The following is a 26,203-nucleotide window of genomic DNA, read 5'->3' as shown; positions in this document are numbered from 1 at the left end:
CACTTTTCCGGATCATGCTCTAGCGGGCGAAACGCACGAGGCCATCTCGTGCGGCTCGCTCGCTGTGACGGCCCTCAGCGGGTCGCAACGACGCCGTCGCTGCGCGGATCGCTGGCCCCTTCCATCAGACCATCCGGATGCCAGACGATCGCGCCGGCGTGTCCCATGAACTCCTCGAACGGGCCGGTCACCTGAATGTCGTGGCCGAGCGCGCGCAGCCGCTCGATGATCGCCGGGTCGAAGCGGGATTCGATCTTCAGATTGTTGTTTTCCTCGCCCCAGGTGCGACCGAGCAGCCAGCGCGGCGCGGTGATCGCTGATTGCAGCTCCTGGCCGTGCATGGCGTAGCGGCTGAAGATCGCGGCCTGGGTCTGCGGCTGCCCCTCTCCGCCCATCGTGCCATACGAGATCAGCCGTCCATCGCCGAGTTCGGCCATCGCCGGCTGGATCGTGTGGAACGGCAAGCGTCCCGGATCCAGCCTGTTGGTATCGGCCTCGCCGAGCCCAAAGCTCGTTCCGCGGTTTTGCCAGGTGACTCCGCTCTCGGGCAGGATGACGCCCGAACCAAACTCCCAGTACACGCTTTGAATGAAGCTGACGCTGAGCCCATTGCGATCGGTCGCCGCGAGCCACACCGTGTCGCCCTGCTTGGATGGATCCGGCCAAGGCGCGGCGCGCCGGTCGGACACCGTCTCGTGCAGCGCGGCCAGCGACTGCTCGGACAGGAATTCAGCAGCCGGACGCTTCATGTAGTCGGGATCGGTGACATGGCCGTTGCGAATCCGGAACGCGGCCTTGGTGCATTCGACGAGCCGGTGCAGATGATCGACGCCGTCGGCCTCCCCGGCCATGCGCCGGGCATAGAGCGCCAGGATCAGCAGCGAAGCCAGCCCCTGCGTCGGCGGCGGCATGTTGTAGATCTTGTGTCCGGACACCTCGACCGAGAGCGGCGTCACCAGCGACGCCTGATGGCGCTCCAGATCGGCCAGCCGCAGCGGGCTGCCCACCCGTTCGAGGTCGGCCGCCATCGAGCGCGCCAATTCGCCGCGATAGAAATCAGAGAGGCCCGCCTTCGCCAGCCGCCGCAGCGTCTCGGCAACACGCGGCTGGCGCAGCCGCGCACCGACCGCGAGCGGATTGCCTTGCGGCAGATAGACCTCGGCATAGCCGGGCACGTTTTCGAGCTCATGCCGCTTCTTGCCGATGTTTTCATGCAGCGTGCTGGTGACGGCGACGCCGTCCTCGGCATGCCGGATCGCGGGCTCGAGCAGCCGCGCCAGCGGCAACCGGCCGTCATGACGATCACGGCTGAGTTCATAGGCCTTCTGCCAGCCGTCGACCGTGCCGGCGACGGTGAGCGCAGCGAGCGGGCCGCGGCCGGGAATGCTGCTGCAACCGCGCGCGCGATACCAGTCGCGATCGGCCGCCATCGCAGAGCGCCCGCAGGCCTGGATCCCGACCGGCATCGAACCGGCGCGGCCGACGAGCCAGAAGCTGTCGCCGCCGAGCCCGTTCATGTGGGGATAGACCACGGCAATCGTCGCGGCCGCGGCGATCATCGCCTCGATGGCGTTGCCCCCTTCCGACAACACCGCGAGTCCAGCCTGCGCCGCGAGGTGGTGCGGCGCGGTCACCATGCCGCCATAGCTTCGTTTTGTCTGCAACATCAGCCCGTTTCTCCAAGGCCGGCATGTAATAATATTTTTACTTACCGTGTCAAGGAGCTAAAGATCCTTCCCTCGGATGCAGGGTTCGTCGCCTGGCGCGACGCCCCCCTACCCGCCGGACCAGCATAGCATCGCCAGAGGCCGGCCGTTGAAGCTCATCCAATCCGCTGCAGGAGGCTCAGGCAGCCGCGACCTCGTGGCCCGCCATGACTTCCAACGCCTTCAATATCGCCGAATGGTCCCAGGCTTTGCCGCCGAGGGCGGTACATGTGTTGAACAATTGCTGGGCGGCTGCCGTGCCTGGCAGCGACAGCCCGAGTGCCCGCGCGCCTTCGAGCGCGAGGTTGAGATCCTTCTGATGCAGCTCGATGCGGAAACCTGGATCGAAGTTGCGCTTGATCATGCGATCACCGTGCACCTCGAGGATCCGGGACGACGCGAAGCCGCCCATCAGCGCCTGGCGCACCAGCGCGGGATCGGCGCCCGCTTTGGAGGCGAACAGCAGGGCCTCGCTCACCGCCTCGATGGTCAGCGCCACGATGATCTGGTTCGCGACCTTGGTGGTCTGGCCGTCACCATTGCCGCCGACATGGGTGACGTTCTTGCCCATCGTCTCGAATACCGGCTTCATCGCATTGAACGCCCGCTCCCGCCCGCCGACCATGATGGTCAGGCTTGCCGCCTTGGCACCGACCTCACCGCCGGAGACCGGCGCGTCGAGGTAGTCGGCGCCGAGCGCATCGATCTTGCGGGCAAAATCCTTGGTCGCCAGCGGCGAGATCGAGCTCATATCGACCACGATCATGCCTTTGGAGACGCCCTCCGCGACGCCGCCCTCGCCGAACAGCACGGCTTCGACATGCGGCGTATCCGGCACCATGATGATGACGGCGTCCGCTTCCTGCGCGACTTGCTTCCCGGACTCGCATGCAACACCGCCGGCCGCAATCAGCTCCGACGGAATGGGTGCGACATCGTGCAGGAACAGGCGATAGCCCGCTGCCAGGAGGTGGCTCGCCATCGGACGTCCCATGGTGCCGAGCCCGATGAATCCTATGTCTTTCATGTGGTGATGCTCCGATCAGCCTGATTCAAGTCACGAGCGTCTGCGCGGCATGCCAGGCAAGGCTCTCGAGCGTGGTCGTCCGCGGCTTGTATTCGCATCCGATCCAGCCGCGATATCCGATGCTGTCGAGATGCTTAAACAGATAGGGATAGTTGATCTCGCCGGTGCCCGGTTCGAAACGGCCCGGATTGTCGGCGAGCTGGACATGCGCGATCCGGCCGAGATGCTTTTGCAGGGTCCGCGCCAGATCGCCTTCCATGATCTGCATGTGATAGATGTCGTACTGGATGAACAGATTGGGTGAGCCCACGTCGGCAATCAGCTGCACTGCCTGTTCCGTCCCGCTCAGGAAGAAGCCGGGAATATCGAGCGTGTTGATCGGTTCGATCAGAAGCTTGATGCCATGCTGCGCGAGAGCGCTGGCGGCGAAGCGCAGATTGGGCACCAGGACTTCGCGCAGCTCCGTCGCGTCCGCGCCCGCCGGAGCGATACCGACCAGGCAGTTCAGCTGCCGGCACTCCAGCGCCTTGGCGTAGTCGATCGCGCGCACCACGCCGTCGCGAAATTCATCGACCCGGTTGCGCAGGATCGCAATGCCCCGCTCGCCGGCGGCCCAATTGCCGGCCGGCAGGTTGTGCAGCACCTGGGTCAGCCCGCAGCGCGACAATTCCTCCCGTAATGCGCCCTTTTCGAACTCGTAGGGAAACAGATACTCGACGGCATTGAAGCCGGCGCCTTGGCGGCTGCGAACCGGTCGAGGAACGGCAGCTCGTTGAACAGCATGGTCAGGTTGGCGGCAAATTGAGGCACGGGTCGGATCTCCGCTTGGGCAGCGCTGGATGATGTCGTCAGGCCGGCAGCAAGGTGCCGGATCGTTGTGCGCTCGGCACGTCATCGAGCGGAAGGTCGAGCACCTCCTCGAATTCGACGATGTTGTCGATCTCCGTTCCCATCGCGATGTTGGTGACCCGTTCCAGGATGAACTCCACCACCACGGGCACGCGGTGCTTCGCCATCAGCTCGCGCGCGGTCGCGAATGCGGCCTGCGCGTCGTTCGGATCGGTCACGCGGATCGCCTTGCAGCCGAGCCCTTCGGCGACGGCCACATGGTCGACGCCGTAGGCACCGATCTCGGGCGCGTTGATGTTCTCGAACGAGAGCTGGACGTGATAGTCCATGTCGAAGCCGCGCTGCGCCTGCCGGATCAGCCCGAGATATGAATTGTTCACGACGACGTGGATGTAGGGCAGATTGAATTGCGCTCCGACCGCGAGCTCCTCGATCAGGAACTGGAAATCGTAGTCGCCCGACAGCGCGACGATGTCGCGATCGGGATCGGCGGCACGCACGCCGAGCGCGGCCGGCAGTGTCCAGCCGAGCGGACCGGCCTGTCCGGCGTTGATCCAGTTGCGCGGGCGATAGACGTTGAGGAACTGGGCGCCCGCGATCTGCGACAATCCGATCACGGTGACGTAGCAGGTGTCACGGCCGAACGCCTTGTTCATCTCCTCGTAGACGCGCTGCGGCTTGATCGGGATGTTGTCGAAGTGGCTCTTGCGCAGCATCGATCGCTTGCGGTCGCGACACGCCGCGGGCCAGGCCTGCCGGTCGCGCAGCTTGCCGGCCTTGCGCCACTCCCGGGCGACGCTCACGAACAGTTCCAACGCGGCCTTGGCGTCCGACACGATGCCGAGGTCCGGATTGAAAACCCGCCCGATCTGCGTCGGCTCGATGTCGACATGGACGAATTTGCGCCCCTTGGTGTAGGTCTCGATCGAACCGGTGTGCCGGTTGGCCCAGCGGTTTCCGATGCCGAGCACGAAATCGGATTCGAGCATCGTGGCGTTGGCGTAACGATGGCTGGTCTGCAGGCCGACCATGCCCGCCATCAGCGCGTGATCGTCGGGAATGGCCCCCCACGCCATCAGCGTCGGGACCACCGGCACGTTGACGGCTTCGGCGAAGGCGACCAGGAGCTCGGATGCATCGGCGTTGATCACGCCGCCGCCGGCGACGATCAGCGGCCGCTCCGCGGCGTTGAGCATCTCGAGCGCCTTCTCGATCTGCTTGCGCGTCGCCGTCGGCTTGTAGACCGGCAGCGGCGAATAGGTCTCATCGTCGAACTCGATCTCGGCCAATTGAACATCGAGCGGCAGATCGATCAGCACCGGTCCCGGCCGCCCCGACCGCATGACATGGAAAGCCTGGCTGAACACGCGCGGCACCAGCGCCGGCTCGCGCACGGTGACGGCCCATTTCGTCACCGGCTTTGCGATCGACTCGATGTCGACGGCCTGGAAATCTTCCTTGTAGAGCCGCGCCCGCGGCGCCTGGCCGGTGATGCAGAGGATCGGAATCGAATCCGCGATCGCCGAATAGAGGCCGGTGATCATGTCGGTTCCAGCGGGGCCCGACGTGCCGATGCAAACGCCGATGTTGCCCGCGTTCGCCCTCGTATAGCCCTCCGCCATATGCGAGGCGCCTTCGACGTGCCGCGCCAGGATATGTCGGATCGAGCCGTTGCGCTTCAGTGCGGAGTAAAGCGGGTTGATCGCGGCGCCGGGAACGCCAAAAGCGCAAGTGATCCCCTCGCGTTCAAGTATGCGGACTGCCGCATCCACCGCTCGCATCTTCATGTGATGATCCCGCTTCGCTATGAGTTGGCCTGAGCAGGATCATCAGCGCCACGACCATCGATCTCAACGCAATCGATGGGATTTTCCACGCTGTGGCAGCGCTCGCGATTTCTTGCCTATCTCCAAGCGATTAGCGCCGACGACGAAATGGAAATCGGCAACGACGGGAAAGCCGGCGGCGTTCACGCCTGCGGCTGCGCAGGGCTGCTGCCGCGCAGCTCCGCCGTGAGCTCGGCTGCGATCTTGTGCACGATGGCTCCGATCTCCGGCAGGCGTTCGTCCGTCATCCGATCCGCCATGCCCGATACCGAGACCGCAGCGAACGGCTCGCTGCAATCGTTGAAGACGACCGCGGCCACGCAGCGCAGGCCGAGCCGGGCCTCTTCATCGTCCACCGCATAGCCCTGCCGCCGCACGATCTCCAATTCCCTGAACAACTCGCCCGGTCGAATGATCGACTTTTCGGTCAGGCGCGGCATGCCGCGACGGCGGATGATCGCATTGATGTCGGCATCGGAATACGCGGCGAGCACCGCCTTCCCCACGCCCGAAGCAATCAACGCGACGCGCCCGCCAACCTTGGTCAGCGAGCGCATGATCTCCCGGCTTTCGATGCGGGATACGACGATGATGGATTCATCGTCGACCACGGCAAGATTGGCAGTCTCCCTGGTCTGGTCGCGCAGCTTGCGCAGATAGGGCAAGGCCCGCGCGGAAAAATTGCGCCGGCGCATGAAAGTCGAGCCGACCACGAAGCTCTGCGCACCGATGTGCCATTTCGACTCCTCGCGGTCGAACTGCACGAACCTGCGATTCTCCAGCGTCGTCAGCAGCCGATGCGCCGTCGACGGCGGCAAGCCGATGCGGATCGCAAGATCGGTCAGCCGATAGCCTTCGTCGTCCTCTGCAAGCGCTTCCATGATTTGCAGCGCGCGATCGACGGATTGAACGCCGCCATCTCGTGCGTCCGGATCCGGTTGCGCGCGAACATCGGGATCGGACGGCTTGCGGCGGATCGGCTCTCTTTTCATGACGACCTGACCCTAACCGGTTGTGGTTCAGAACGAAATCGCTCGCCGGTAACGAGCGCCAGAATTGGCATATGGCATACCAAAAGACATCGAAGTCAAGGCGACAATACTGGCGGATAGGTCAGCATTTGTGCCGTTCTTATCGAAGAATGCTTCGATTCTTTTGTTTGACTTCTGGGATAATGTATACCACGATTGGTTCTTAACAACCCAATCGGGAGGACCATGCCATGTTCGTCGGGGACATCCTTCGCACCCACCGTGCGCCCGCGGTGACGATCGGCTCGAGCGAAACCGTCAGCATCGCGGCGAACCTGATGTACGCCAGCAATGTCGGCGCACTCGTGGTCAGGAATATCTCGCGCAGCGTCGACGCTGCCGTAGTCGGAATGTTCAGCGAGCGCGACGTGGTCGCCGTGATCGCCGAGCGCGGCACTGGCGGCCTCGCCGCAAAAATCGCGCAGTTCATTTCGCCGCGGCCGCTGGTGTCCTGCACTTCGCAGCACACCCTCACCGAGGTCGAGCACCTCATGGCCCGTCACGACGTCCGCCATATCCCGGTCATCGACAACGGCCGGCTCGTCGGCGTCGTGAGCATGCGGGACATCAGCCTTGCGTTCGAGGAAGCCGAGTGCGCGGCCTGACGGACGTTCCGAAAACCATTGCCATGTAACCCGGCTCGAGCCGTTGCGGCTCGTAGTGTGTCCCCACTCTGCTCGCGAGGATTTTCATGAAGATCTGCATCTACGGCGCCGGTGCCATCGGCGGCTATCTCGGTGTCGAATTGATGCGCGCTGGCGCCGATGTCAGCCTGGTTGCACGCGGCGCGCACCTCGCCGCGATGCGGCAGAACGGCCTGAAGCTCCTGATCGGCGAAGAAGAGCGCGTGGTGCATCCTCGTTGCACCGATAATCCCGCCGAACTCGGCGAGCAGGATTACGTCATCATCTGCCTCAAGGCGCATTCGATCACCGGCGTCATCGAACCGATGCGACCCCTGCTGGGCGAGCGGACCCGCATCGTCACCGCCGTCAACGGCATTCCCTACTGGTATTTCTACAAGCATGGCGGACGGCACGAGGGATCGACGCTCGAGAGCATCGATCCCGGCGGACGGCAGTGGAGCGAGCTTGGCGCTGGGCGCGCCATCGGCTGCGTGGTGTACCCGGCGACCGAGATCGAGACGCCCGGCGTGATCCGTCACGTCTACGGCAACAACTTTCCGCTCGGCGAGCCCTCCGGCGAGGTCACGCCCGACGTCCAGCGCCTGTCCGAGCTGTTCACCGCGGCGGGCATGAAGGCGCCGGTCCTCGACCGCATCCGCGACGAGATCTGGCTCAAACTGTGGGGCAATGTCTGCTTCAACCCGATCAGCGCCCTCACCCACGCGACCCTCGACGTGATCTGCAGCAATCCCGGCACGCGCGCGCTGTCCCGGGCGATCATGCTCGAGGCCCAGGCGATCGCGGAAAGCCTCGGCGTCAAGTTCCGGGTCGATGTCGAACGCCGCATCGAGGGCGCACGCAAGGTCGGCGCGCACAAGACCTCGATGTTGCAGGATCTCGAACGTGGACGTCCCGTCGAGATCGATCCGCTGATCACCGTGGTGCAGGAGATGGGCCGGATGACCGATATTGCGACGCCCGCCCTCGACGCGGTGCTGGCGCTGGTCGCGCAACGCACCAGGCTGGCCGGCCTCTATGACGGGGCGGCTGGCGTCGAAGCACGCTCGCTTGCGGTGGCGTGATCGCGATGGCCAATGTGACGCGCTGGGTCCGCTTCCGCCACGATACCGAAATCGGCTTCGGGCACCTCACCCCGTCCGGCATCTCCGTGCACACAGGGGAGATGTTCGGCGACACACGACCGACCGGACAGACGTTGGCGCTCGACGATGTCGAACTGCTGGCACCGGCCCAACCAAGCAAGGTCATCGCGCTCTGGAACAATTTTCACGCCCTTGCGGCGAAGCTGAAATCACCTGAGCCGCCCGAACCGTTGTACCTGCTGAAAGCTGTGACCAGCGTGACCGAGCCCGGCGCCGTGATCACGCGCCCGGCGGGCTACGATGGCAAGACGACCTACGAAGGCGAGCTCGGCATCGTCATCGGCAAGCGCTGCACGGCGGTCACCCCCGAACAGGCCGACGCCTTCATCTTCGGTTACACCTGCACCAACGACGTCACCGCAGCGGACATCCTCAATCGCGACCCGACCTTCCCGCAATGGGCGCGCGCGAAGGGCTTCGACGGATATGGCCCCTTCGGCCCCGTCATCGCCTCGGGCCTCGACCCCGCGCGCCTCGTGGTGCGCACCATCCTCAACGGCGTGGAGCGTCAGAACTATCCGATCGCGGACATGATCTTCAGCGCACAGGCGCTGGTCAGCAAGATCTCGCACGACATGACGCTGTTGCCGGGCGATCTCATCTGCTGCGGGACCTCGATCGGTGTCGGGGTGATGAAGGAGCCGGTCAATACGGTCACCGTCGCGATCGACGGGATCGGCGAGCTGACCAACGAATTTCGTCAGTAGGCGGCGGCAGGACGACGGCCCGACGCCGGACCAAACGACCACACCTGCTTTGGGAGCGCACATGATCTCCAGCACGAAACCGGCAACGTCGCCCGGCGGCTTCCGTTGGCTGCAGCTTGCGATCGGCATCGTCTGCATGGCGATGATCGCCAACCTGCAATACGGGTGGACGCTGTTCGTTGATCCGATCGACGCGCAGTTTCACTGGGGCCGTCCAGCCATCCAGCTCGCCTTCACGATCTTCGTGATGACCGAGACCTGGCTGGTGCCGGTGGAGGCATGGTTCGTCGACAAATACGGTCCCCGCATCGTCATCATGTTCGGCGGGCTGATGATCGGATTGGCCTGGGTGCTGAACGCATTCGCCGCATCTCTCGTCATGCTCTATGCCGCGGCCATTGTCGCGGGCATCGGCGCAGGCGCCGTCTACGGCACCTGCGTCGGCAACGCGCTGAAATGGTTTCCGGATCGGCGTGGCCTCGCCGCAGGCGCGACCGCCGCCGGATTTGGCGCGGGCGCGGCCCTCACCGTCGTACCGATTGCCAACATGATCGCCGCCAGCGGCTACCAGAGCACCTTCCTGACGTTCGGAATCGGGCAAGGCCTCACGGTTCTGCTGCTGGCCTGGTTCGTCCGTCCGCCTGAAGGCGTCGAGGCTCCCAGGAAGAAGCGGCTCAACCTGCCGCAGAGCGCGATCAACTACACGCCGCCCCAGGTGCTGCGCACCCCGGTCTTCTGGGTCATGTACCTGGTGTTCGTCATGGTGGCTTCCGGCGGACTGATGACTGCCGCGCAGATCGGGCCGATCGCCCATGACTTCAAGATCGCGGATACGCCGGTTACGCTCGCGGGCTTCCAGATGGCGGCGCTGACCTTTGCCATCTCGCTCGATCGTGTCCTCGACGGTTTCGGCCGCCCGTTCTTCGGCTGGATCTCCGACACGATCGGCCGCGAGCACACGATGTTCATTGCGTTCGCGACGGCGGCGCTGATGCTGCTGACGCTGTCCGTCTACGGTCACATTCCGGTGGTCTTCGTGCTCGCCACGGCGATCTATTTCGGCGTGTTCGGCGAAATCTACAGCCTGTTCCCGGCGACGTCGGGCGACACCTTCGGCGCCAAATACGCAACCACCAACAACGGCATGCTCTACACCGCGAAGGGCACCGCGGCGCTGCTCGTCCCGCTCGCGAGCATCATCTCCTCGCAATTCGGCTGGCAGGCCGTGTTCATCGTCGCGGTGGCGCTCAATGCCACCGCAGCCCTCACGGCGTTGCTGGTGATCAAGCCGATGCGGCGCGCGTTCATTCTCGGCAGCGAACGGACGGCTGGCGTTGCAATCGCCCGCGCAAAGCCGGCCCTCGGCGAAAATGATCTATTGGAGGCACCGGCGTCTTACGAAGGTCTCAAGAAGACGCCATAATACGAGACTTATCGGCCGGAGCCTCACGATTGGTTGCAGCCGGCAAACCAGCAATGAGGTGACCCATGCGTCGTCATCGACGGGCCAAGATCGTCGCAACCGTCGGCCCTGCGAGCAGTTCCCCCGAGATGCTCAAGGCGCTGCTGCTGGCGGGCGTCGATACGTTTCGCCTGAACTTCAGCCACGGAACCCAGACCGACCACGCGACCGTCCACGCCGCGATCCGAAGACTGGAACAGGACGTCGGCCGTCCGATCGGCATTCTGATGGATCTGCAGGGCCCGAAGATCCGCGTCGGGACCTTGCGCGACGGCAAGATTACCGTGGCGGCCGGAGAGACCATCCGGTTTGTGCTGTCCGGATCGGAAGGCGACCGAACCGCGATTCCGCTCCCGCATCGGGAAATCTTCGCGGCAGTGGCCCCCGGCCACGACCTTCTGATCGACGACGGCCGGGTGCGGGTTCGCGTCGCCGGGCTCGGTGACGATTTCATCGAAGCCAAGGTGATCGTCGGTGGCACGATCTCGAACCACAAGGGCGTCAACCTGCCGGGGACGGTACTCGATCTTTCGCCGCTCACCACCAAGGACCGCCTCGATCTGGAGTTCGGGCTGAAGCTCGGCGTCGATTGGGTCGCCTTGTCGTTCGTGCAAAAGCCGTCCGATATCATCGAGGCGAGAGCCCTCGTCGGCGACCGCGCCGGCCTGATGGCCAAGATCGAGAAGCCGGCGGCGCTCGAGCGGATCGACGACATCATCCAGCTGTGCGACGCCATCATGGTCGCGCGCGGCGACCTCGGCGTCGAAATTCCGGATGAGGACGTGCCGGGGCGTCAGAAGGAGCTGGTGCGGGCGTGCCGCCTCGCGGTGAAGCCGGTGATCGTCGCCACGCAAATGTTGGACTCCATGGTCGCCGCGCCGACACCGACACGCGCGGAAGTCTCCGACGTTGCGACCGCGATCTACGATGGCGCAGATGCCGTGATGCTGTCGGCAGAATCCGCGACGGGCCGCTATCCGCGCGAGGCCGTCGAGATGATGGATCGCATCATCCGCAGCACGGAGCAGCACAAGATGTACCGCTCGATCGTCGAGGCGACCCAGCCCGGCGAGGAGCAGACGCCGCCGCATGCCGTCGCCACGGCCGCTGCCGACCTCGCCTCCGTGATTCACGCCGCGGCGATCGTGGCCTACACGTCGAGCGGCACCACCGCCGCGCGCGTCGCACGCAAGCGGCCGAGCCTGCCGATCCTCGCCATCACCCCGAGCCGCGAAGTGTCGCGCCGCCTCTGCCTGCTGTGGGGCGCCCACAGCGTCCTTTCCGACGATGTCGGAAGCTATGAAGAGATGGTCGAGCGCGCGACGGCCCTCGCGCATGCAGAGCAGTTTGCATCAAGCCGCGACCTGCTGGTCGTCGTCGCCGGCATTCCCTTCGGGCAAGCGGGAAGCACCAACAATCTGCGAGTGGTTTCGCTCCCCTGACGGGGCGGCGCCCGAGGCTCAGGGCATGGCGCCATACCAGATCACGAGCGCGAACATCACCAGCAGGACGACGGTGATGATCGCTTCGCTCGTCGGTATTCGCTTCATGGCCGCCTCCGCGTGCGGGAGCGGGATGGTGCGACGGGGCGGTGGTTCAGATCAGCGCAACACCAGCCGCTTAAAATGCATGCGAACGGCGTCGGCCCTAGCCCCAGGAAGGAATTGCAAAATCCCGGTAGCGACTAGGCTTACACATCGGGGCAGAAAGTTCACGTGACGATCGGCATACTCCAAAGGGTGTAGGGATCGCCGACCGCAAAGGGCGTCATTGATACCTAATCCTGGCGCCGGAAGCGCCGCTCGCGCGATGCTGCCCTTAGCGCCACGACCCGTCCGGCCCAAGGGGCAAGGTCGGATGGTCGCGGTTGTTCTCGTCGGGCTTGACCCTGAACCCCTGTCGAAACGCGAACCAGATAAAGCCGCCCAGCGCGGCCACACAGATCGGCGCGAGAATCCAGTCGGGCATGTCACGGTCCTCCGGTCTACCGACAGATTGGTCGCCGCTATCCTGGGCCGAGTTCAATAAGGAGGCCGCACGCCGTTGCGGCGCTCCCCGCCAGGCACTCGGCGCGATCTGGAAGCGCCGCGCAGCGCGAACCAATGCGCGGATTCTGTCCGAGGGAGCAGCAGCACCTTTACCCGAACGGAGCCGAGACCGTGCCGCAAGTGATTGAAAATACTGGACCAGGTGAAGGGAATCGAACCCTCGTATTCAGTTTGGAAGGCTCAAAATAGTTCAGTGCTTACAGTAGCCGCTCCGCCATTTTTAGTGGTTTTGGTCCATTGAAATCATAGCAAAAATTCCCGTTGTCAGAATGAAAACAAAGTCGTCGCTTTGTTCAGGAGCGCGTTTGCATCGCGGAACATATTGGTCCGGCGCTGCTCTAGGGGGATTGGGTGCTCGCGGCGTGACCGTCGTCGATTCGGGACGCTCGGACCAAGCCGCTGATTAAGAGCCGTCCCCTTTCGGCATTCGTGGACGACATGCAGATCGTCAGCCATGACGTGCGAGAACAGCGAGCCGATACGCTGGCTCAAGACTCACCCATCCCCTCCCCTATTCTGGAACAGCTGGTTTGGAGTCCGGATTCAAACTTCGACGATCCGACGACGGTATCGGCGCGAGCGCTCTTTCCTATAGGTTTACCTCCTGACGTCGCCTGTTGTTGATCATCTTGTCGGGCGCACCAGTTTTCTATGTCTTACAAATCGATATACGACGCTCGGATGGAAGGTCGGACGGGCTAGGCGAACCCGTTCGAATACTAACCGAAGGAACGTGATCGTGGGGCGCAAAATGGTTCAAGTCGGCGATCAGTGCGAGGACCATTGCAAAGGTGCTGAGCCAGCCGAACATCCGTGCTTCCGGCAGACCTGAGAACAACATTACGATCAGCCCGCAGGACAAGACGACCGACGTGAGAATCAAGGCCGGACCAACCAGGATGGTCGCGCGCTCGACGCTCGCGGCCGAGCCGTGGCCTGACAACTCTGCAAGGCGTCACCGATTGAGGAAGTGAATCGTGGCGTTCAATCCCAACCCGCCGCTGCATCGAGGAGCGACTGGTCGGTCGCGAAGAATTTGCAGTTGACGACGCCCGAAGCGTACAACTCACTCTCGTCGTCAATCCCCTGCAGATGCGCTCCGGACGGACATTAAATTGAGGGGTACTGATCGGCGCAAGTCGCTTGGCTTCTCTTCGCAGAAAGTTTCGCTCGATTTCACGTAGCTGCACATCCGCGTGAAGCTGTAACACCACAGGCACCGCGCGCGAACTTTGTATGCGAAGTGACGACAAATCTACAGGAAAGCATGGAAAACGAAATCACGCAGGCCATCCGCGACTTGAAATCTCTGGCATCGAGCCATGCCAACGAAGCAGACGAGAATTACAGATTATCTGCGGCGGTCATAGATGCCATGAAATCCGCAGGAATTTTTCGGATGTTTGTACCACGGGAATATGGTGGACTCGAGCTGGAGTTACCGCAGATTGTCAACGCAATTCGTTCGCTCAGCAGGATTGATGCTTCGGTAGGCTGGACCGCCATGATCGGAGCTGGTTCCGCGTTGTTCGCCACCATGCTTCCTCGCAGTATTTTTGAACGGATCTATCGCAATCGCGTCAACACAATCATCGCTGGCTCGACCCAGGTACTTGGCCGTGTCGAAAGCGACGGCAATGGCTGGCGCGCGAGTGGAAGATGGCCCTTCGCGAGCGGGTGTCAGCACGCCGACTGGATGTTGGGATTCTGCAAGCTGATTGAAAGCGAAGACGACGAGTTCGGAAAAGCAAGAGACGTCGTCGTGATCGCGCCCGCGTCGAAGTGGACGATCGCGCAGACCTGGCGTGCGCCTGGTCTGAAGGGGAGCGGAAGCCACCATATCACTCTCGACAGCACTGTCGCGCCCAATGAAAGCTTCTTCGATATGAAAGCGCAGGAACGTTGGGCTGATGGTCCTCTATATGGAGGCGTACCACAGATTATTGCTCTTCTGCACGGAGCCGTGTCGCTGGGCATTGCGGAGGGCGCACTGGACGATCTCCTCGCAATTGCCGTTTCCGGTCGTCGGCAGGAGCGCGCGGATGCTCCGATGCGAGATACGGAAGCCTTTCAAACCGATCTCGGCCATCTGCATGGCGCTTTGCGGGCGGCAAGAGCGCTGCTGCTAGAGCAAACTGAGAGTCACTGGCGACATGCACAAGCTCGACAACTCGGGACGAACGTACTGCTCGTCGAGGGAAGTCAGGCTGCGATCTGGACGGTCCGCACATGTGTGAACGTTGTCGACGAGTGTTTCGCGCTCGCGGGAAGCGCCGCTCTGTACGGTGGCTCGCCGTTAGAACGTCGCATACGCGACGTCCATGTCGCCGCACAGCATAATCTCATGCAACATCGCAATTATTCAAAAGCTGGGAAGCTATTGGTGGGCGGCGAGTTAACACCATAAGATCATGCCGTCGGTCGCGAAGGCCAAAAGACAAGCAAGCTTAGCGACAAGAAACCAGCATCCACATTGCTGCCGGCGGGCCTCAGCCTCAGCGTCTTTCTGAGGCGATCAGCCCTTGAGCGGTGCGAGCCGATCGGGCTTCGCCAAGTGGGCGCGCGCAATGGACTCCAGCATCGATCAAACTTGCACAGGCGATAGCGTGTCCCGTCCCTCCTGGCGCAAGATGCCATCACTCGCCACGGCCAGATGGGTGGCAATGGTGCGCACCTTGGGAAGGTCACGCGTTCGCAAGCCAATCGCAACGGGCGCAGGATTTCTTTCCCCGATTTTCTTGAGAACGCCAGCCTGGCAAAGCAACGCCGTAGCACGTGACTTTCGCGTAACACTCGGCCCGGTCGCGCGCTGGCGGCTCCGCTCATTCCGCTTGCGGAAGACGGACGACGAAGGTGGCGCCGAAATCAGCATTGGGACGCGCGGCGATGGTGCCGCCGTACGCAAGAACCACGCGACGACAGATCGAAAGACCGAGGCCCATTCCGGCCGTTTTCGTCGTGTATAGCGGATCGAAGAGGCGGCCGGTGTCGCCGCTGGGCAATCCGACGCCGTTGTCAGCGATTTCGACGACCACTACGCCGTCATCGGCCCGCGTCCGAGTGCTCAAGATCCTCTGCCTGTCGCTCACCTCGCGCATGCTGTCGACAGCGTTGTGGATGAGGTTCAGCATCACCTGCAGAAGTTGGGCTGGGTTAACGCTCACCACGGGACGATTGGGATCGAACGCTGTAGCGGTTCGGATGTTCGAGCGATTGAGCAAGGCCGACGACATCTGCAGAGCCTCGCCTAGAATCGAGTTCATGGACCGGTCGACGATCTCCGTCGAGGATTTCGACGTGAGCGCCCGCATGTCGGAAACGGTGCGCCCTGCCCTATGCGCTATTTCGCAGATCCGCTGGATCGACTTGATAGCGGCCTCGATATCAGGCCGGTCCCGTTCGAGCCAGTGCGCCGCGGCACCCGCGCTGGAAACGATGGCGCCGAGCGGCTGGTTCACCTCGTGAATGATGGATCCTGCCATTTCTCCAAGCCAGGCGAGGCGCAGCTGGCGGTCGGCGTCCTCCTGAGCCGCGCGCAGCAGATCGTCTGCGGCCCTTAGTTCGGTGATGTCCATGACGACGCCGACCAGTTCCGGCAAGACCGGGTTCGTCAGATCGAATTGACCAGACCACAGAAGTTGCCGGACGTCGCCCGATGGCAGGATGATCCGGAATTCTATCCTGAGCGGAGCACGACGTCTCACGATATCATCCACGACCGCTTGAGCAGTGGGATAGTCGGCCGGATGGACCCGGCTCGCCATCGAGACGAAGTCGATAGGACCGCTCTCGGGATCGAAGCCGAGCATCTCGTAGTATTCCGGAGACCCCGTGGCCAGCCTGGTCGCGGGGTTCCAGCGGAAGGTGGCGATGCTGCCCGTCGATCGGCTTCTGCTCCTCCAGACGGGCTCCTCGCGCTGAGATCCGAATTCCCCGAGTGCATCAAGAGTCAGCGCGGTCTGTGACGCGAGCAACGTGACAGCCGCGGCAGCGGCGGGCGTCGCTTCGTGCCGACTGCTGTCGAATTCAAGATAAGTGAGCCCCTTAAGCGCGGTTCCGGACATCACCGGCGTGCATAGAACGGTGGCGGACGATCCCGATTGGACCGCCCGCACGTGCGGGGCTCGGGTCTCCACGACCGCACGCATCACTTCCATGGACAAATCGGTCAATGTGCCGTCGGGCTTCAGCTTGGAGACTAACGGAAGCCCCGGTTCGAAAGCGTTCTCGCTCAGCGTCAGATCGCCCTTGGTCGCGAGAACGACCGCGCCTCGCGCCGCGCCGGAGAGTTCGAGAGAGGCGTTGAGGAGCGCCGTCGCGACCCCGTCGAAGCTAATCTGGGCGGCGACGATCTGGCCAGCTTTTGCAATTGTCTGGAGGGCAAGCCGCTGCCCTTCGGTCTCACTCACCGCGACGGTCCTCCCGCGTTAGCAATCGGTCGGCCGGGCTCGCCCCAACTTCCAGCCAATCATTGGCTCAGGATCCGTTGGCGGGCATCCCGGATCGTAACGAGCTGAAAGGGCATGTAAAGGTCCAAGACACCTCGACGAGCCATCCCCGCCGCGTCGCGAACGCGAGGTTGCCGCGAACGTGGGCACCCGGCATCTGGATGGCCTCGCCGCCGGCATCGAACACCGCGTTCCCGAGGTCGTCGACGCGGCCAATGTCGAAGCTATGCCTTGTTTCGAGAGCGGCAGCCGACAAATCTTGCTCCTGACGCGACTTGTCGCCAAGGATGGGACGATGACGGGTGATCTCTACTTGGTTCGTGCCAATTTTCCGGAAGCCGCCTGCACACCAGCGACCGTGTCGCGCGGTCGTTCTCTAAAAAAGCTCGCGTACCAACCCGACATGCGGCGCCGCCGGCGTGTTTGGTACCGCTCCGATGAAATTGACCGCTCCTTCGCGTCCGTCTTCGGCCACCGTTACCGAAATGCTGACTTCGTGAACGTCGAGCCCCACGTAAAGAATCTTCTGCATCTAGCCCCTCCGATGTCGAGCCGCCGCGCCTTCATACGGACTTAGCTCTCAAGCGTGAGAATCTTGGGCAGCTCAGCGGAGTGAGAGCGAGAAAATTAAACGAGGCAGCCGACGAGAGGCAGTGATAGCGACACGGGCATGCAATGATCACGGACGCCGAGACGATTGCAGTCGCGAGACCGGTTACCCGTTCCAAGATCGAGAAGTGCTCGTGACAGCCTGCGGACGGCTCTGCCTGGCTCGCAAGCGGGGCAACCTCTCCACTGTGCTGGCCGGACAAAGCTTGGCATCAACGAAGTCGACGACGGCATTTGGTTCGTCAGCTGCATGCACGATGATCTGGGATACTTCGACCTGGAGCAGAAAACCTTGCAGCCATTCGGCAACCCGTTCGGCACGCGGTTGTCACTCATGTCTTAGGTACGACCTGTTACCCATCTCTCCGGTCTGGACAAGCAGAGAATGGAGCGGGTGAAGGGAATCGAACCCTCGTATTCAGCTTGGAAGCCTTCGAATTTCCGCAATGATTTCTAGGCCCATTCCGATATTTTGCAGCCTCGAAATGGTGCCGATCTCCGATGGCGTCTGACGCGCATCGCGCCAGTGAGCGGCGACGGAGGGTCCCGGACCGACCGACAAATCCGACGTCATTGGAAGTCGCCCGTAGGCCGCTCCATTAACCTTCGATTAACCATGAGGGCGCCACCCTCCTGACCCCGTACCAAGGAGTCGCAAATGGCAATGTTTCGAATTCAACTCGCCGACGGCGAAAAGAGCCTCAAGACTGACCTCAAAGCGCTCAACGAGGACTCGGCCCGTAGCGTGGCAGAGAAGTGGTTCGACGGGGCTCGTTGGCGAATTGTCGCCATTCGACGCTTGGCCGACTAAATCGCCTCCGTGCAGTGCGAGAAACCCGAGTTTCGGAGCTTCTCTGGTTGCGTCTAACCGATGCGGGCGTGCGTACGGTTAGCAACTCAAGCTTATCCCGCGGGGCATCCAACCAGGTAAGCTACTGCTGCAAGGTGGAAGCCCGTACTGGCTGCAAGTCTAACGACCGCGTGTATCGCCGGCCTCCTCTACCTCATTACAGTGCACGTTCAATCCGACGGTTGCCGTAGCGTCGTCAAGGCGAAGCTGCCTAGCCGCCTCTCGCTCGCGAGCAGACTGAAGGGACCAAACGAAATCGCCTCTTTGCTTTGCGATGCCGGTGCCATCATTGTCGAAGCCTCAAGATCCATGGGTCTGCTTCGCGTTTCAGCCTACGGCAAAGTTGGCGAAGTCTGCCAATCGAAAAGGCTAATCGGCGACGGTAACGCCGCGCGCCTGGGTTATGGTGCGCTCGGAGGGCGTTCGCATTTGGTCGCCCAGTTCTCAACTTGAGAACTCGCAAACGGGCGACCGGCGCGAGTCGTTGAGAGAGCGGCGTCCAATCAGCCAACAATCGGATTTGTGCATGCGACCGTCGGGCAACCCACGGCATGAATTGCCGAGCCTGTCGTGTGTCGTTAGCGCAGGAATGCCACCATCAATAGCATCGTAACCAGAGCATATGTGCTCGTGATGGTGATGCCTAAGTACAGTCGTTCCATAGCGGCCCTTCCTGTCCTTTGAGGTGCCGCCCCCTCGCCCTTCAACCTACTGCCGAGCCACACATCGAGCAGTTGAAATTTCGACTTACAGTGGCTCTACGGGCAAGCCATAGGGGTTAGTCTCTGCTTGTTCGCACCCGGCTGTTCGGCTTGAAACCCGGAAGTGGGGTCGCCCGTAACTTGGAAACGGACGACCCCTGCCGGTCCACTTCTCCCTTTTGCCCAGTTAGAAGCGGTGGCCGACTTGGCAGCTACGCCACGTTGGTCGAGTTGGTTTCAGCCGCGAGCTACTCCTTCAGGGCTACAGAACTATTGCTGGACTGACGCGTCTAATCATCGTCAGGATTTTGCTCTCCTTCCTGGGAATTAGAGCCAGCGCTGCCGCGAGCATTTTAAGCGGACGGCGCTGTGCTGATTCGAAAAACCGAGCCGGATACCTTCCGAGCATGCCTATCACGAGGAATCCGCTCGAGATCCCGCCAGAGGTCGCCAAGAAATTCGCGGCCAACATGCGGCTGTTTCACGCCGAGCACAGTCCACACAAGCGAGACGAAATCGCCGCGGACACCAGGCATATCCTGCTGCAGCACATGCCCAAGGGCGCCAAGCTACGTCTCGCCGATGTCCTCGAGCTGTTCCAGTTGATGCGATGACCGAGCCAGCATGAATCCTCTGATGCTGATGACGGCGCCTGAGCTTGCGGCGGGAAGGTCAGTCCAGCGCCAGTCGCGTCTTGGCGCGGCGTCATCCAATTCAGGAATGCTCGTAGCTTCATCGGTACGGGCTTTCGCGGAGAATAGACGATATGGACGGGAAGCGGCTCAGGCTCGAAGTTGTCGAGCACGATGGCAAGCGTTCCAGCCTGCTTTGCCGCGTCCATCTTGTACGACATCACCCGTGTCAATCCGGCGCCAGCGATCGCGGCCAGCACGGCTGCTTCCGAGGTGTTGACGCACAGCCGCGACTTGATCGGGGCTATCTTGGCCCGACCGCCTCGCACGAAGCGCCAGATAGACGGCGAAACGCGATCGTCGATGGTGACGCAATCGTGGTCGGCGAGATCGGCCAGATGCTGCGGACGACCTCGCGCCTCCAGGTATGAAGGGCTCCCGCAAACGACGATGCGGATAGATCCGATCCGGGCCGCTATCCCGTCACAGTATCCCTTCGCTCGTCCCGGCGGAGGCATGACCCTGGCACCACACATCTTCCTGAGTATCCGGCATTGGCAGGAGCGGGCCGGACGGATAGGCTTGGGTCTTATTGTAGCGAAACACTTTCAATTCGTCTCACAGGGGGAGTGCGGTGAGGCTGATTTATATCTCCGTCGGACTCTTGATTGGATTTAGTGGGTCCTCTATTTCCGCCGCCGAGAAGCCAGTCGTTGAACTTCTAGCAGCCTGCGATCGAGTTGCCGGCGTCAGTTTTGAAAAGATCGTCGCAGAGGTCGCGATCGATGCCTGCGAACGCGCAGCAAGGTGGCCCCAAACAATCCCCGGATCGCCCTGCAGCTTGGTCGGGCATATCAGGCCGCAAAGAACGTTGATGCGGCCCGGCAGCAATACTTGAAGGCGTCCGAGGGTGGCAGCGTTCAAGCTACGGCCAACCTGGCGTCGCTTTATCTGATTGGAGAAGGCGGCATCCCGAAAGATGACGCCGAAGCGGTCCGCCTGTCGAAAATCGCTGCAGACCGCGGGAATGCGCAAGGTCAAAACGACCTTGGAGTTCTTTATCTAGAGGGGCGTGGCGGGCTTCCCCAAAATGATGTTGAAGCCGCTCGTCTTTTCAGGCTTTCCGCAGATCAGGGCTTCCCGCCGGGGCAATATAATCTCGGCAAGCTCTATCAAACGGGACGTGGCGGCTTAGCCAAGGATGAGTACGAGGCCGTCCGTCTATACAGAACAGCAGCAGAGCGCGGTAACGCCTTCGCGCAAGTCTATCTCGGGCTCTTTTATCTCGAGGGACGCGGCGGAGTCACCAAAGATGAACGTGAAGCGGGCCGACTTTACAAATCATCGGCCGACCAAGGTAATGCTCTCGGACAGGCCTATCTAGGACTCGCCTATGCGCGAGGCCGCGCAGGGTTATCAAAAAACGAGCGTGAAGCCGTACGATTTTTTAAGCTTTCGGCTGATCAAGGTAACGCTGTCGGCCAGCTGAACCTCGGATTCGCCTATGAGCGCGGAGAAGGCGGGCTAGCAAGAGACGATCGTGAAGCTGTGCGTCTCTACAAGCTGTCAGCTGATCAAGGCAACGATCAGGCGCAAAATAACTTGGGCGCGGCGTATTTGCGCGGTTCGGGTGGCTTAACGAGGGACGAGACCGAAGCAGTACGGCTTTATAAGCTCTCAGCAGAACACAGGAATGCGCTGGCGCAGGCGAATCTAGGACTTGCCTATTTGCGTGGGCTCGGAGGACTGCCGAAAGATGTCGTCGAGGCTGTACGGTTTTTCAAAATGTCTGCAGAGGGCGGCAACGCTCAAGGTCAGGCAAATCTCGCAGCTGCATACGAGCGCGGCGACGGCGGGTTAGTAAGAGATGAGCGCGAAGCCGTCCGTCTGTACAGGTTGGCCGCAGATCACGGAAATGGTTTTGCCCAAGCAGCATTGGCCCGTCTCAGCGGGGTTCGGCCCGCGGCATCTCCGATAACGACCGAACAATCTGTGGGCGAGGTGCGCGTGAGGATGGTTTCAGGCAACGGGACCTTTCACGTGCCCGTTCTCATAAACGATACTCTGAAGCTAAACTTCGTTGTTGACAGCGGCGCCTCTGACGTTTCGATCCCCGCCGATGTTGCCCGCACCTTGATGAGCACCGGCACGATCAGCGAAAGCGACTTTACTGGATCGGCGAACCATCGCCTTGCTGATGGTTCAATTGTCTCATCAAGGACGTTTATCATCAGATCTTTGACGGTTGGAGATCGAACGGTGACCAATGTTCGTGCGAGCGTCGCACGCGCGAATGCCCCTTTGCTGCTTGGACAGTCCTTTTTGAATAGGTTCAAGTCTTGGTCACAGGATAACGTGAGTCACGAGCTTGTACTGCAATAGCTTTCTGCTCTTGCCGTTCGTTATCTACGCACTGCACCAGCGTCATGCTGCATCGCTGCCGATTTGATCGGTCAGGCCAGCGTCGTCGATGGCGATACCCTGGAGATCCACAGCACCCGCATCAGGCTGGGGCATTGACGCGCCAGAGAGCAAGCAGTCGTGTCGGGACGAGGATAGCCTGCCCTATCGTTGTGGCGCAAAAGCAGCGAACAATCCTGACGCCTTCATCGCACAGCGACCAGTGAGTTGCGCGCCGGTTTCGCTTGATCCCTATGGTCGCACAGTTGCCGCGTGCACAGTTGGTGGCGTCGATCTCGGCGAATGGCTTGTACGCGAGGGGTTCGCGCTGGATTGGGCGCACTATGCCCACGGCAGGCATAGCACTCCACAGCGAGATGCAGAGCGCGCCGGGCGCGGTATCTGGGCGGGTAGCTATGTGGCGCCCTGGCTCTGTCGAGCATGCATGAGGGCTGGTAGAAAGTCCGATAAGTACTTGAAAACACTGGAGCGGGTGAAGGGAATCGAACCCTCGTATTCAGCTTGGAAGGCTGCTGCTCTACCATTGAGCTACACCCGCATCGAACGATCCCCTAACACGGCCCGACGGCCGCCTCAACTGCCTCGGCCGGCGTGCTTGTGCACCGGTCCACGGCAATATGCCCGCGCATTGCGCCCGGTTCCTGGCCCGGATCGGACGGATCCGCGGCCTTAACAGCGGCAGATTCGCCACCTATATTGCTGGTCCCATCAACAAAGAAAGGAGGTGATCTAGTGTCTTGTCTCAAGCGCTGTCACCTCGCTGGGATCGCCCGCTAGGCGCTGAGTAATCAGCCTGGCATCGGGGCGCTCTCAGCCCTGGACCAGCGAGACATCAACATCGGGGGCGCGGCGGAGGCAACTCCGCCGCGCCTTTCTGCTGTTCGGGCGTCCTGCTGTTCGGGCGTCGCGAATCGGCGCCGCCATGCGACCTGCGGGCTACGTTGTCGCAGCACAAAAAGTAGCCTGATCCGCTACAGATGAAATGTCGGCGCGGGCGGGCGCGAGACGTCCTAGAGCATGATCCGGAAAAGCGCGAAGCGGTTTTCCGGACCGGTCATGCTCGAACATCAACGCGCTTCAGCGCCTGTCGCATCCGAAATGAGGAGTTCACTAGATGCTTTATGCCATCCTGGCCTATCACGTCGAGGCCGAGGTCAAGTCGTGGAATGCCGATGAGGACGCAGCCGTCATGGCGGGTCTGCGCGAGGTCCGTCAACGGCTGAAGGGCCGACTCGGGCCCGCTGCGCGGCTCGACGAGACCCGCAAGGCCAGCACGTTGCGCGGGCCTGGCCACGGCGTCGTGATCGACGGCCCGTTCGCGGAGACCAAGGAGCAGCTGCTCGGCTTCTACGTGATCAATTGCGCCGATGAAGCCGAGGCGGTCGCCGCGGCGCGCGACCTGCGCAGTGCCAATCCGTCGGCCGTCTACGAGATCCGCCCGCTTAAGCTTTACACCCCCGGTGCACCGTTTCCGGAGACCGCGGGCCCGAGCGACGCGTAGCGATTGTTCAGCGGCTGGAGCGCTTCGGCAATTTCGGCAGCTTGCTCGGATCGAACTTGGGCATCGGCAGATCCGGCGGCGGCTCGGGCGGCGCCTCGTGGCTCGGCATCAGCGTGACCTCGAAGGCGAGATCGGGCACCGCATCCGCCCTGCCCTTGCAGATCGCGATCGGGCCGCTGAAGACACCCTCGAGCCGGACCACGAGATCGTCGGTGCCGAACACGGTCGCATGACCTTCGGAATGCCGCCGTGTGGTGAGAACCGCAGAGAAGCGTTCGCCATCGACCTCGTAGGTGCCGCTGTAGAGCATGATGGCATCGCTGCCCCACAGCCTGCCATCGGCCACGTGCACGATGCCGGTGCCGTCAGCGAGCGGCGTGCGAAACCACGCTGCATAGGTGCCGTTCTTGAGCATGGAGCTCCCTTGCTCCGTTTCACCCCAAACGATCTGGGCACCGTTGCGTTAACAGGCGGTGAAGGAACCCGGAATCAAGCAGCGTGCCTCGCTCATTGGCCGTCGATCTGCCGTCCCATGATGGCGATCGCCTTCTGATAGACCCCTGCCGCGTTCCATGCCTCGATCGCCGCGAAATTGGGTTCCCCGGGCTGATAGCCGGCGCCGGCGCGCCAGCCATTGGCGCGCAGGAAATTCGCCGTCGAGGCCAGCGCATTGGCGGCGACGTCGAGATTGCCGACGCCATAGGCGAGGACGTTCTTCGGCATGAACTGGGTCTGGCCGATTTCACCATGCATCGAGCCGCGCGTACTCCCGGACAGACTGCCGCGGTCGATCAGCTTGAGTGCGGCATAGAGCTGCTCGGTGAAGAACTCCGGACGCCGGCAGTCATAGGCAAGGGTCGCGATCGACGACAGCATGTTCTGGTTGCCGCGCTGGCTGCCGAAACCGCTCTCCATGCCCCAGATCGCGATCAACGGTCCCGGCGGCACGCCGTAGCGCTGCTGGATCGAGGCAAACATCGCCGCCTGCGACTGCTTCAGCGAACGGCCGCGCGCCACGATCGTCGCGGATCCCCGCTTTGCCATGAACTGCTCGAGCGACAGGCCGAAGCTGCGCTGGCCGCGATCCGCGGCGATCGTCGCGCTGGCATAATGCGCCTGCATCAACGCGTCGACCGCGGTGGCGCCGACGCCCTTTGCCCTCGCCTCGCCGGCAAACTGCCCCTTCCAGGCTTCGAATCCGCCGGGCCCGTTGCCGCACTGCGCCGCGTTCGCCTTCGTGCCCAGCGTTGCAACCATCGCGACGATGGCGAGCGCCGACGCCGCAATCTGCCAGCCCCTGATCATCCGAAACCTCCTCCGAAATTATGCCGCCGCCCCCGCGGGCGCGGCGCTGACGATGGCCTGCCATAGATGACCCGGCGATGAACGATCCGCCTCAGATTCGGCCGCGGATCGTCACGATATGTCGGCTGTGACGGATTGGCCATCCCGGCCGGTGACAGCTATGCCGCATCGATGCCGCGTGACGGCGTCACACCCATCACTGTCGTCCCTGCCCTGGCGAGCCGAGCTCTCCCGGTTCGTCGTCCCGGCGAAGGCCGGGACCCATAACCACCGCATGCGATGGCGAACGGGATCGCGGCCCCGGCGTCGTGCAACAATTGAGATTTGGGGTAATGGGTCCTGGCTCCCGTGCGCAATTGCGCACTAGGCCAGGACGACGACGAGGATGGCTCTCGACTCCAGATGCCGCACAACGCGGTGCCATCGCCCGGTCGAAGACGCGCTAGGGCACCTCGCCTCGCCTTATGGGGCCAACGGTCTGCGGGCGGTTGAGGAAGAACTCGCGGTTGCCGAGTGCGGTCTCCGCGTACTGGTCGATCGCAACGATGATCGCCTGCACGTGGTGAAAGCACCAGCCTTCCCGCGTTGCCATGTGGCGAACCTCGGCCAGCGCCTTGATCCAGGGCGCGTGATCATCGCTGTCGTGGAAATACCGAAGCGGCTCTCTCATCTTTCCTCCGGCAGATCACGTCTTCCAGTTCGGCGCGCTTGCGCGACAGCAAAAGCTGCGCAGATGCACCGTCGCGCCCGGCGCGCCTGAGCCGGTTCACGGACGAATCGAGTGCGCGCAATTCGGCGCGCAGCCGCTGCACCTTGACCGCGTCATCACGCACGCGCTTCGCCGGCGACGAGTTCTTTCTTCGTCGCGCGAAGAAAGATGGGCGTCGCGGCCCGGCGGCGCGGAGCAACGCTCGCGTGCACGATGATCGGGTCGCGGTCGCCCAGCACGGCCCGCTCTTCGACCAGACGGCTCATCACCAGGCGCATCTTCAGGAGGTCCCCGGCAACGAAGGCGCAGTCCTCGTCCCGGTCGATCTGCTGTCGCATGATCGCCTCGGCCTCGAGCATGCTGACGCGCAGCGCCCTGATTTGCCTACGAATTTCGCTGATACGGTTGTCCATGGCGACCTCCTATTCACGGTGGAGGGCAACTAGAACAAAACAAGAACATCAAGTCAAGTGGCGACAAGCAGCGGGGCTGCCGTCGCGGATGGTGTCATCGAAACGCGATCAGGCGAGTTCCTCCCGCCGGAACCGCGCCATCATCATGTGCACGAACTCAACGTAACGA

General features: G+C 62.4%; 23 protein-coding genes, 1 tRNA gene and 5 pseudogenes. 12 read left to right on the top strand and 17 right to left on the bottom strand.

The genetic code is table 11. The annotated features are described in order from the left end of the window. Positions 1 to 74: 74 nt before the first annotated feature. The 5 genes and pseudogenes from ALC15_RS01125 to ALC15_RS01105 form a co-directional block, all read right to left on the bottom strand. Positions 75 to 1,667 carry a gamma-glutamyltransferase family protein gene (locus tag ALC15_RS01125; RefSeq protein WP_050625691.1) on the bottom strand — a complete coding sequence of 531 codons (1,593 nt, stop codon included), beginning with the start codon at positions 1,665 to 1,667 and terminating at the stop codon, positions 75 to 77. A gap of 178 nt (positions 1,668 to 1,845) precedes the next feature. Continuing rightward, the gene (locus tag ALC15_RS01120) at positions 1,846 to 2,733 is read right to left on the bottom strand and encodes a 2-hydroxy-3-oxopropionate reductase (protein WP_050625690.1); all 888 of its coding nucleotides are present in this window, start codon (positions 2,731 to 2,733) and stop codon (positions 1,846 to 1,848) included. Between the two features lie 25 nt (positions 2,734 to 2,758). Then, positions 2,759 to 3,543, bottom strand: a pseudogene (hyi, locus tag ALC15_RS01115) (hydroxypyruvate isomerase). 38 nt (positions 3,544 to 3,581) lie between these two features. Continuing rightward, on the bottom strand, positions 3,582 to 5,369 hold the full coding sequence (gene gcl / locus ALC15_RS01110; RefSeq protein WP_050625689.1) for a glyoxylate carboligase: 1,788 nt from the start codon (positions 5,367 to 5,369) through the stop codon (positions 3,582 to 3,584). Positions 5,370 to 5,551: 182 nt separating this feature from the next. Beyond that, positions 5,552 to 6,400: an IclR family transcriptional regulator gene (locus ALC15_RS01105; protein WP_050625688.1), complete on the bottom strand. Its 849-nt coding sequence runs from the start codon at positions 6,398 to 6,400 to the stop codon at positions 5,552 to 5,554. Positions 6,401 to 6,630: 230 nt separating this feature from the next. Here ALC15_RS01105 and ALC15_RS01100 point away from each other — a divergent pair, with 230 nt between their 5' ends. The 5 genes from ALC15_RS01100 to pyk all read left to right on the top strand — a co-directional run bounded on the left by ALC15_RS01100 (position 6,631) and on the right by pyk (position 11,839). Then, entirely contained in the window at positions 6,631 to 7,044 is a 414-nt protein-coding gene (locus ALC15_RS01100) for a CBS domain-containing protein (RefSeq protein ID WP_050625687.1), read from the top strand. An 86-nt stretch (positions 7,045 to 7,130) separates the two neighbouring features. Next, entirely contained in the window at positions 7,131 to 8,147 is a 1,017-nt protein-coding gene (locus ALC15_RS01095) for a 2-dehydropantoate 2-reductase (RefSeq protein WP_050625686.1), read from the top strand. Positions 8,148 to 8,152: 5 nt separating this feature from the next. After that, a complete protein-coding gene (locus ALC15_RS01090; protein ID WP_050625685.1) occupies positions 8,153 to 8,935 on the top strand; it encodes a fumarylacetoacetate hydrolase family protein in 783 nt (260 codons plus the stop codon). Between the two features lie 61 nt (positions 8,936 to 8,996). Next, entirely contained in the window at positions 8,997 to 10,358 is a 1,362-nt protein-coding gene (gene oxlT, locus ALC15_RS01085) for an oxalate/formate MFS antiporter (protein WP_050625684.1), read from the top strand. A 65-nt stretch (positions 10,359 to 10,423) separates the two neighbouring features. Further along, complete coding sequence (pyk, locus tag ALC15_RS01080; RefSeq protein WP_050625683.1) at positions 10,424 to 11,839, top strand: pyruvate kinase; 1,416 nt, start codon at positions 10,424 to 10,426, stop codon at positions 11,837 to 11,839. Between the two features lie 376 nt (positions 11,840 to 12,215). Here the strand turns inward: pyk and ALC15_RS43970 are convergent, their stop codons facing one another. From ALC15_RS43970 to ALC15_RS45785, 3 genes and pseudogenes are all read right to left on the bottom strand, one after another. Further along, positions 12,216 to 12,365 carry a hypothetical protein gene (locus ALC15_RS43970; protein ID WP_157860845.1) on the bottom strand — a complete coding sequence of 50 codons (150 nt, stop codon included), beginning with the start codon at positions 12,363 to 12,365 and terminating at the stop codon, positions 12,216 to 12,218. 344 nt (positions 12,366 to 12,709) lie between these two features. Beyond that, the gene (locus tag ALC15_RS45370; protein ID WP_128089396.1) at positions 12,710 to 12,937 is read right to left on the bottom strand and encodes a hypothetical protein; all 228 of its coding nucleotides are present in this window, start codon (positions 12,935 to 12,937) and stop codon (positions 12,710 to 12,712) included. A 132-nt stretch (positions 12,938 to 13,069) separates the two neighbouring features. Then, a pseudogene (locus ALC15_RS45785) lies at positions 13,070 to 13,463 on the bottom strand (hypothetical protein); the annotation flags it as partial. 249 nt (positions 13,464 to 13,712) lie between these two features. Between ALC15_RS45785 and ALC15_RS01075 the strand changes: the two are divergent. After that, positions 13,713 to 14,852 (top strand): acyl-CoA dehydrogenase family protein, encoded by a 1,140-nt coding sequence (locus ALC15_RS01075; RefSeq protein ID WP_050625682.1) that lies wholly within the window; start codon positions 13,713 to 13,715, stop codon positions 14,850 to 14,852. Positions 14,853 to 15,267: 415 nt separating this feature from the next. Here the strand turns inward: ALC15_RS01075 and ALC15_RS01070 are convergent, their stop codons facing one another. Both ALC15_RS01070 and ALC15_RS43965 read right to left on the bottom strand, forming a co-directional pair. Continuing rightward, the gene (locus ALC15_RS01070) at positions 15,268 to 16,854 is read right to left on the bottom strand and encodes a sensor histidine kinase (RefSeq protein WP_050625681.1); all 1,587 of its coding nucleotides are present in this window, start codon (positions 16,852 to 16,854) and stop codon (positions 15,268 to 15,270) included. A 415-nt stretch (positions 16,855 to 17,269) separates the two neighbouring features. Then, on the bottom strand, positions 17,270 to 17,425 hold the full coding sequence (locus tag ALC15_RS43965; protein ID WP_157860844.1) for a hypothetical protein: 156 nt from the start codon (positions 17,423 to 17,425) through the stop codon (positions 17,270 to 17,272). Between the two features lie 175 nt (positions 17,426 to 17,600). Here ALC15_RS43965 and ALC15_RS47770 point away from each other — a divergent pair. From ALC15_RS47770 to ALC15_RS45780, 3 genes and pseudogenes are all read left to right on the top strand, one after another. Continuing rightward, a pseudogene (locus ALC15_RS47770) lies at positions 17,601 to 17,845 on the top strand (IS481 family transposase); the annotation flags it as partial. Positions 17,846 to 18,160: 315 nt separating this feature from the next. Beyond that, positions 18,161 to 18,313, top strand: coding sequence for a hypothetical protein (locus ALC15_RS43960; protein ID WP_157860843.1), 153 nt, complete (start codon positions 18,161 to 18,163; stop codon positions 18,311 to 18,313). Between the two features lie 1,147 nt (positions 18,314 to 19,460). Then, positions 19,461 to 19,667, top strand: a complete 207-nt coding sequence (locus tag ALC15_RS45780) for a hypothetical protein (RefSeq protein ID WP_050625679.1) — start codon at positions 19,461 to 19,463, stop codon at positions 19,665 to 19,667. 101 nt (positions 19,668 to 19,768) lie between these two features. On the opposite strand, the pseudogene ALC15_RS45775 reads toward ALC15_RS45780, so the two are convergent. Beyond that, a pseudogene (locus tag ALC15_RS45775) lies at positions 19,769 to 20,203 on the bottom strand (LysR substrate-binding domain-containing protein); the annotation flags it as partial. Positions 20,204 to 20,492: 289 nt separating this feature from the next. Here ALC15_RS45775 and ALC15_RS01045 point away from each other — a divergent pair. Both ALC15_RS01045 and ALC15_RS47460 read left to right on the top strand, forming a co-directional pair. Further along, on the top strand, positions 20,493 to 22,067 hold the full coding sequence (locus ALC15_RS01045) for a retroviral-like aspartic protease family protein (RefSeq protein WP_050625677.1): 1,575 nt from the start codon (positions 20,493 to 20,495) through the stop codon (positions 22,065 to 22,067). Positions 22,068 to 22,155: 88 nt separating this feature from the next. Next, positions 22,156 to 22,434: pseudogene (locus ALC15_RS47460) on the top strand (thermonuclease family protein); the annotation flags it as partial. Positions 22,435 to 22,570: 136 nt separating this feature from the next. On the opposite strand, the gene ALC15_RS01040 reads toward ALC15_RS47460, so the two are convergent. Continuing rightward, positions 22,571 to 22,644: transfer RNA gene (locus ALC15_RS01040), tRNA-Gly, on the bottom strand. 576 nt (positions 22,645 to 23,220) lie between these two features. Between ALC15_RS01040 and ALC15_RS01035 the strand changes: the two genes are divergently transcribed. After that, entirely contained in the window at positions 23,221 to 23,607 is a 387-nt protein-coding gene (locus ALC15_RS01035) for a YciI family protein (protein WP_050625676.1), read from the top strand. 7 nt (positions 23,608 to 23,614) lie between these two features. Here the strand turns inward: ALC15_RS01035 and ALC15_RS01030 are convergent, their stop codons facing one another. From ALC15_RS01030 to ALC15_RS01015, 5 genes are all read right to left on the bottom strand, one after another. Continuing rightward, a complete protein-coding gene (locus ALC15_RS01030; protein ID WP_050625675.1) occupies positions 23,615 to 24,022 on the bottom strand; it encodes a hypothetical protein in 408 nt (135 codons plus the stop codon). 92 nt (positions 24,023 to 24,114) lie between these two features. Continuing rightward, entirely contained in the window at positions 24,115 to 24,864 is a 750-nt protein-coding gene (locus tag ALC15_RS01025) for a lytic murein transglycosylase (RefSeq protein ID WP_430649128.1), read from the bottom strand. A gap of 490 nt (positions 24,865 to 25,354) precedes the next feature. After that, positions 25,355 to 25,582: a hypothetical protein gene (locus tag ALC15_RS01020; RefSeq protein WP_050625673.1), complete on the bottom strand. Its 228-nt coding sequence runs from the start codon at positions 25,580 to 25,582 to the stop codon at positions 25,355 to 25,357. Continuing rightward, the gene (locus tag ALC15_RS41280; RefSeq protein ID WP_094193586.1) at positions 25,545 to 25,745 is read right to left on the bottom strand and encodes a hypothetical protein; all 201 of its coding nucleotides are present in this window, start codon (positions 25,743 to 25,745) and stop codon (positions 25,545 to 25,547) included. Before ALC15_RS41280 ends, ALC15_RS01020 begins: the two co-directional genes overlap by 38 nt. Continuing rightward, entirely contained in the window at positions 25,738 to 26,034 is a 297-nt protein-coding gene (locus ALC15_RS01015) for a hypothetical protein (protein ID WP_050625672.1), read from the bottom strand. Before ALC15_RS01015 ends, ALC15_RS41280 begins: the two co-directional genes overlap by 8 nt. Positions 26,035 to 26,203: the final 169 nt, after the last annotated feature.

Source organism: Bradyrhizobium viridifuturi (assembly GCF_001238275.1).
GTDB classification, from domain to species: Bacteria; Pseudomonadota; Alphaproteobacteria; order Rhizobiales; family Xanthobacteraceae; genus Bradyrhizobium; species Bradyrhizobium viridifuturi.
Note: the sequence above shows the minus strand (reverse complement) of the source record. Positions and strands in the feature narration are given on the sequence as shown.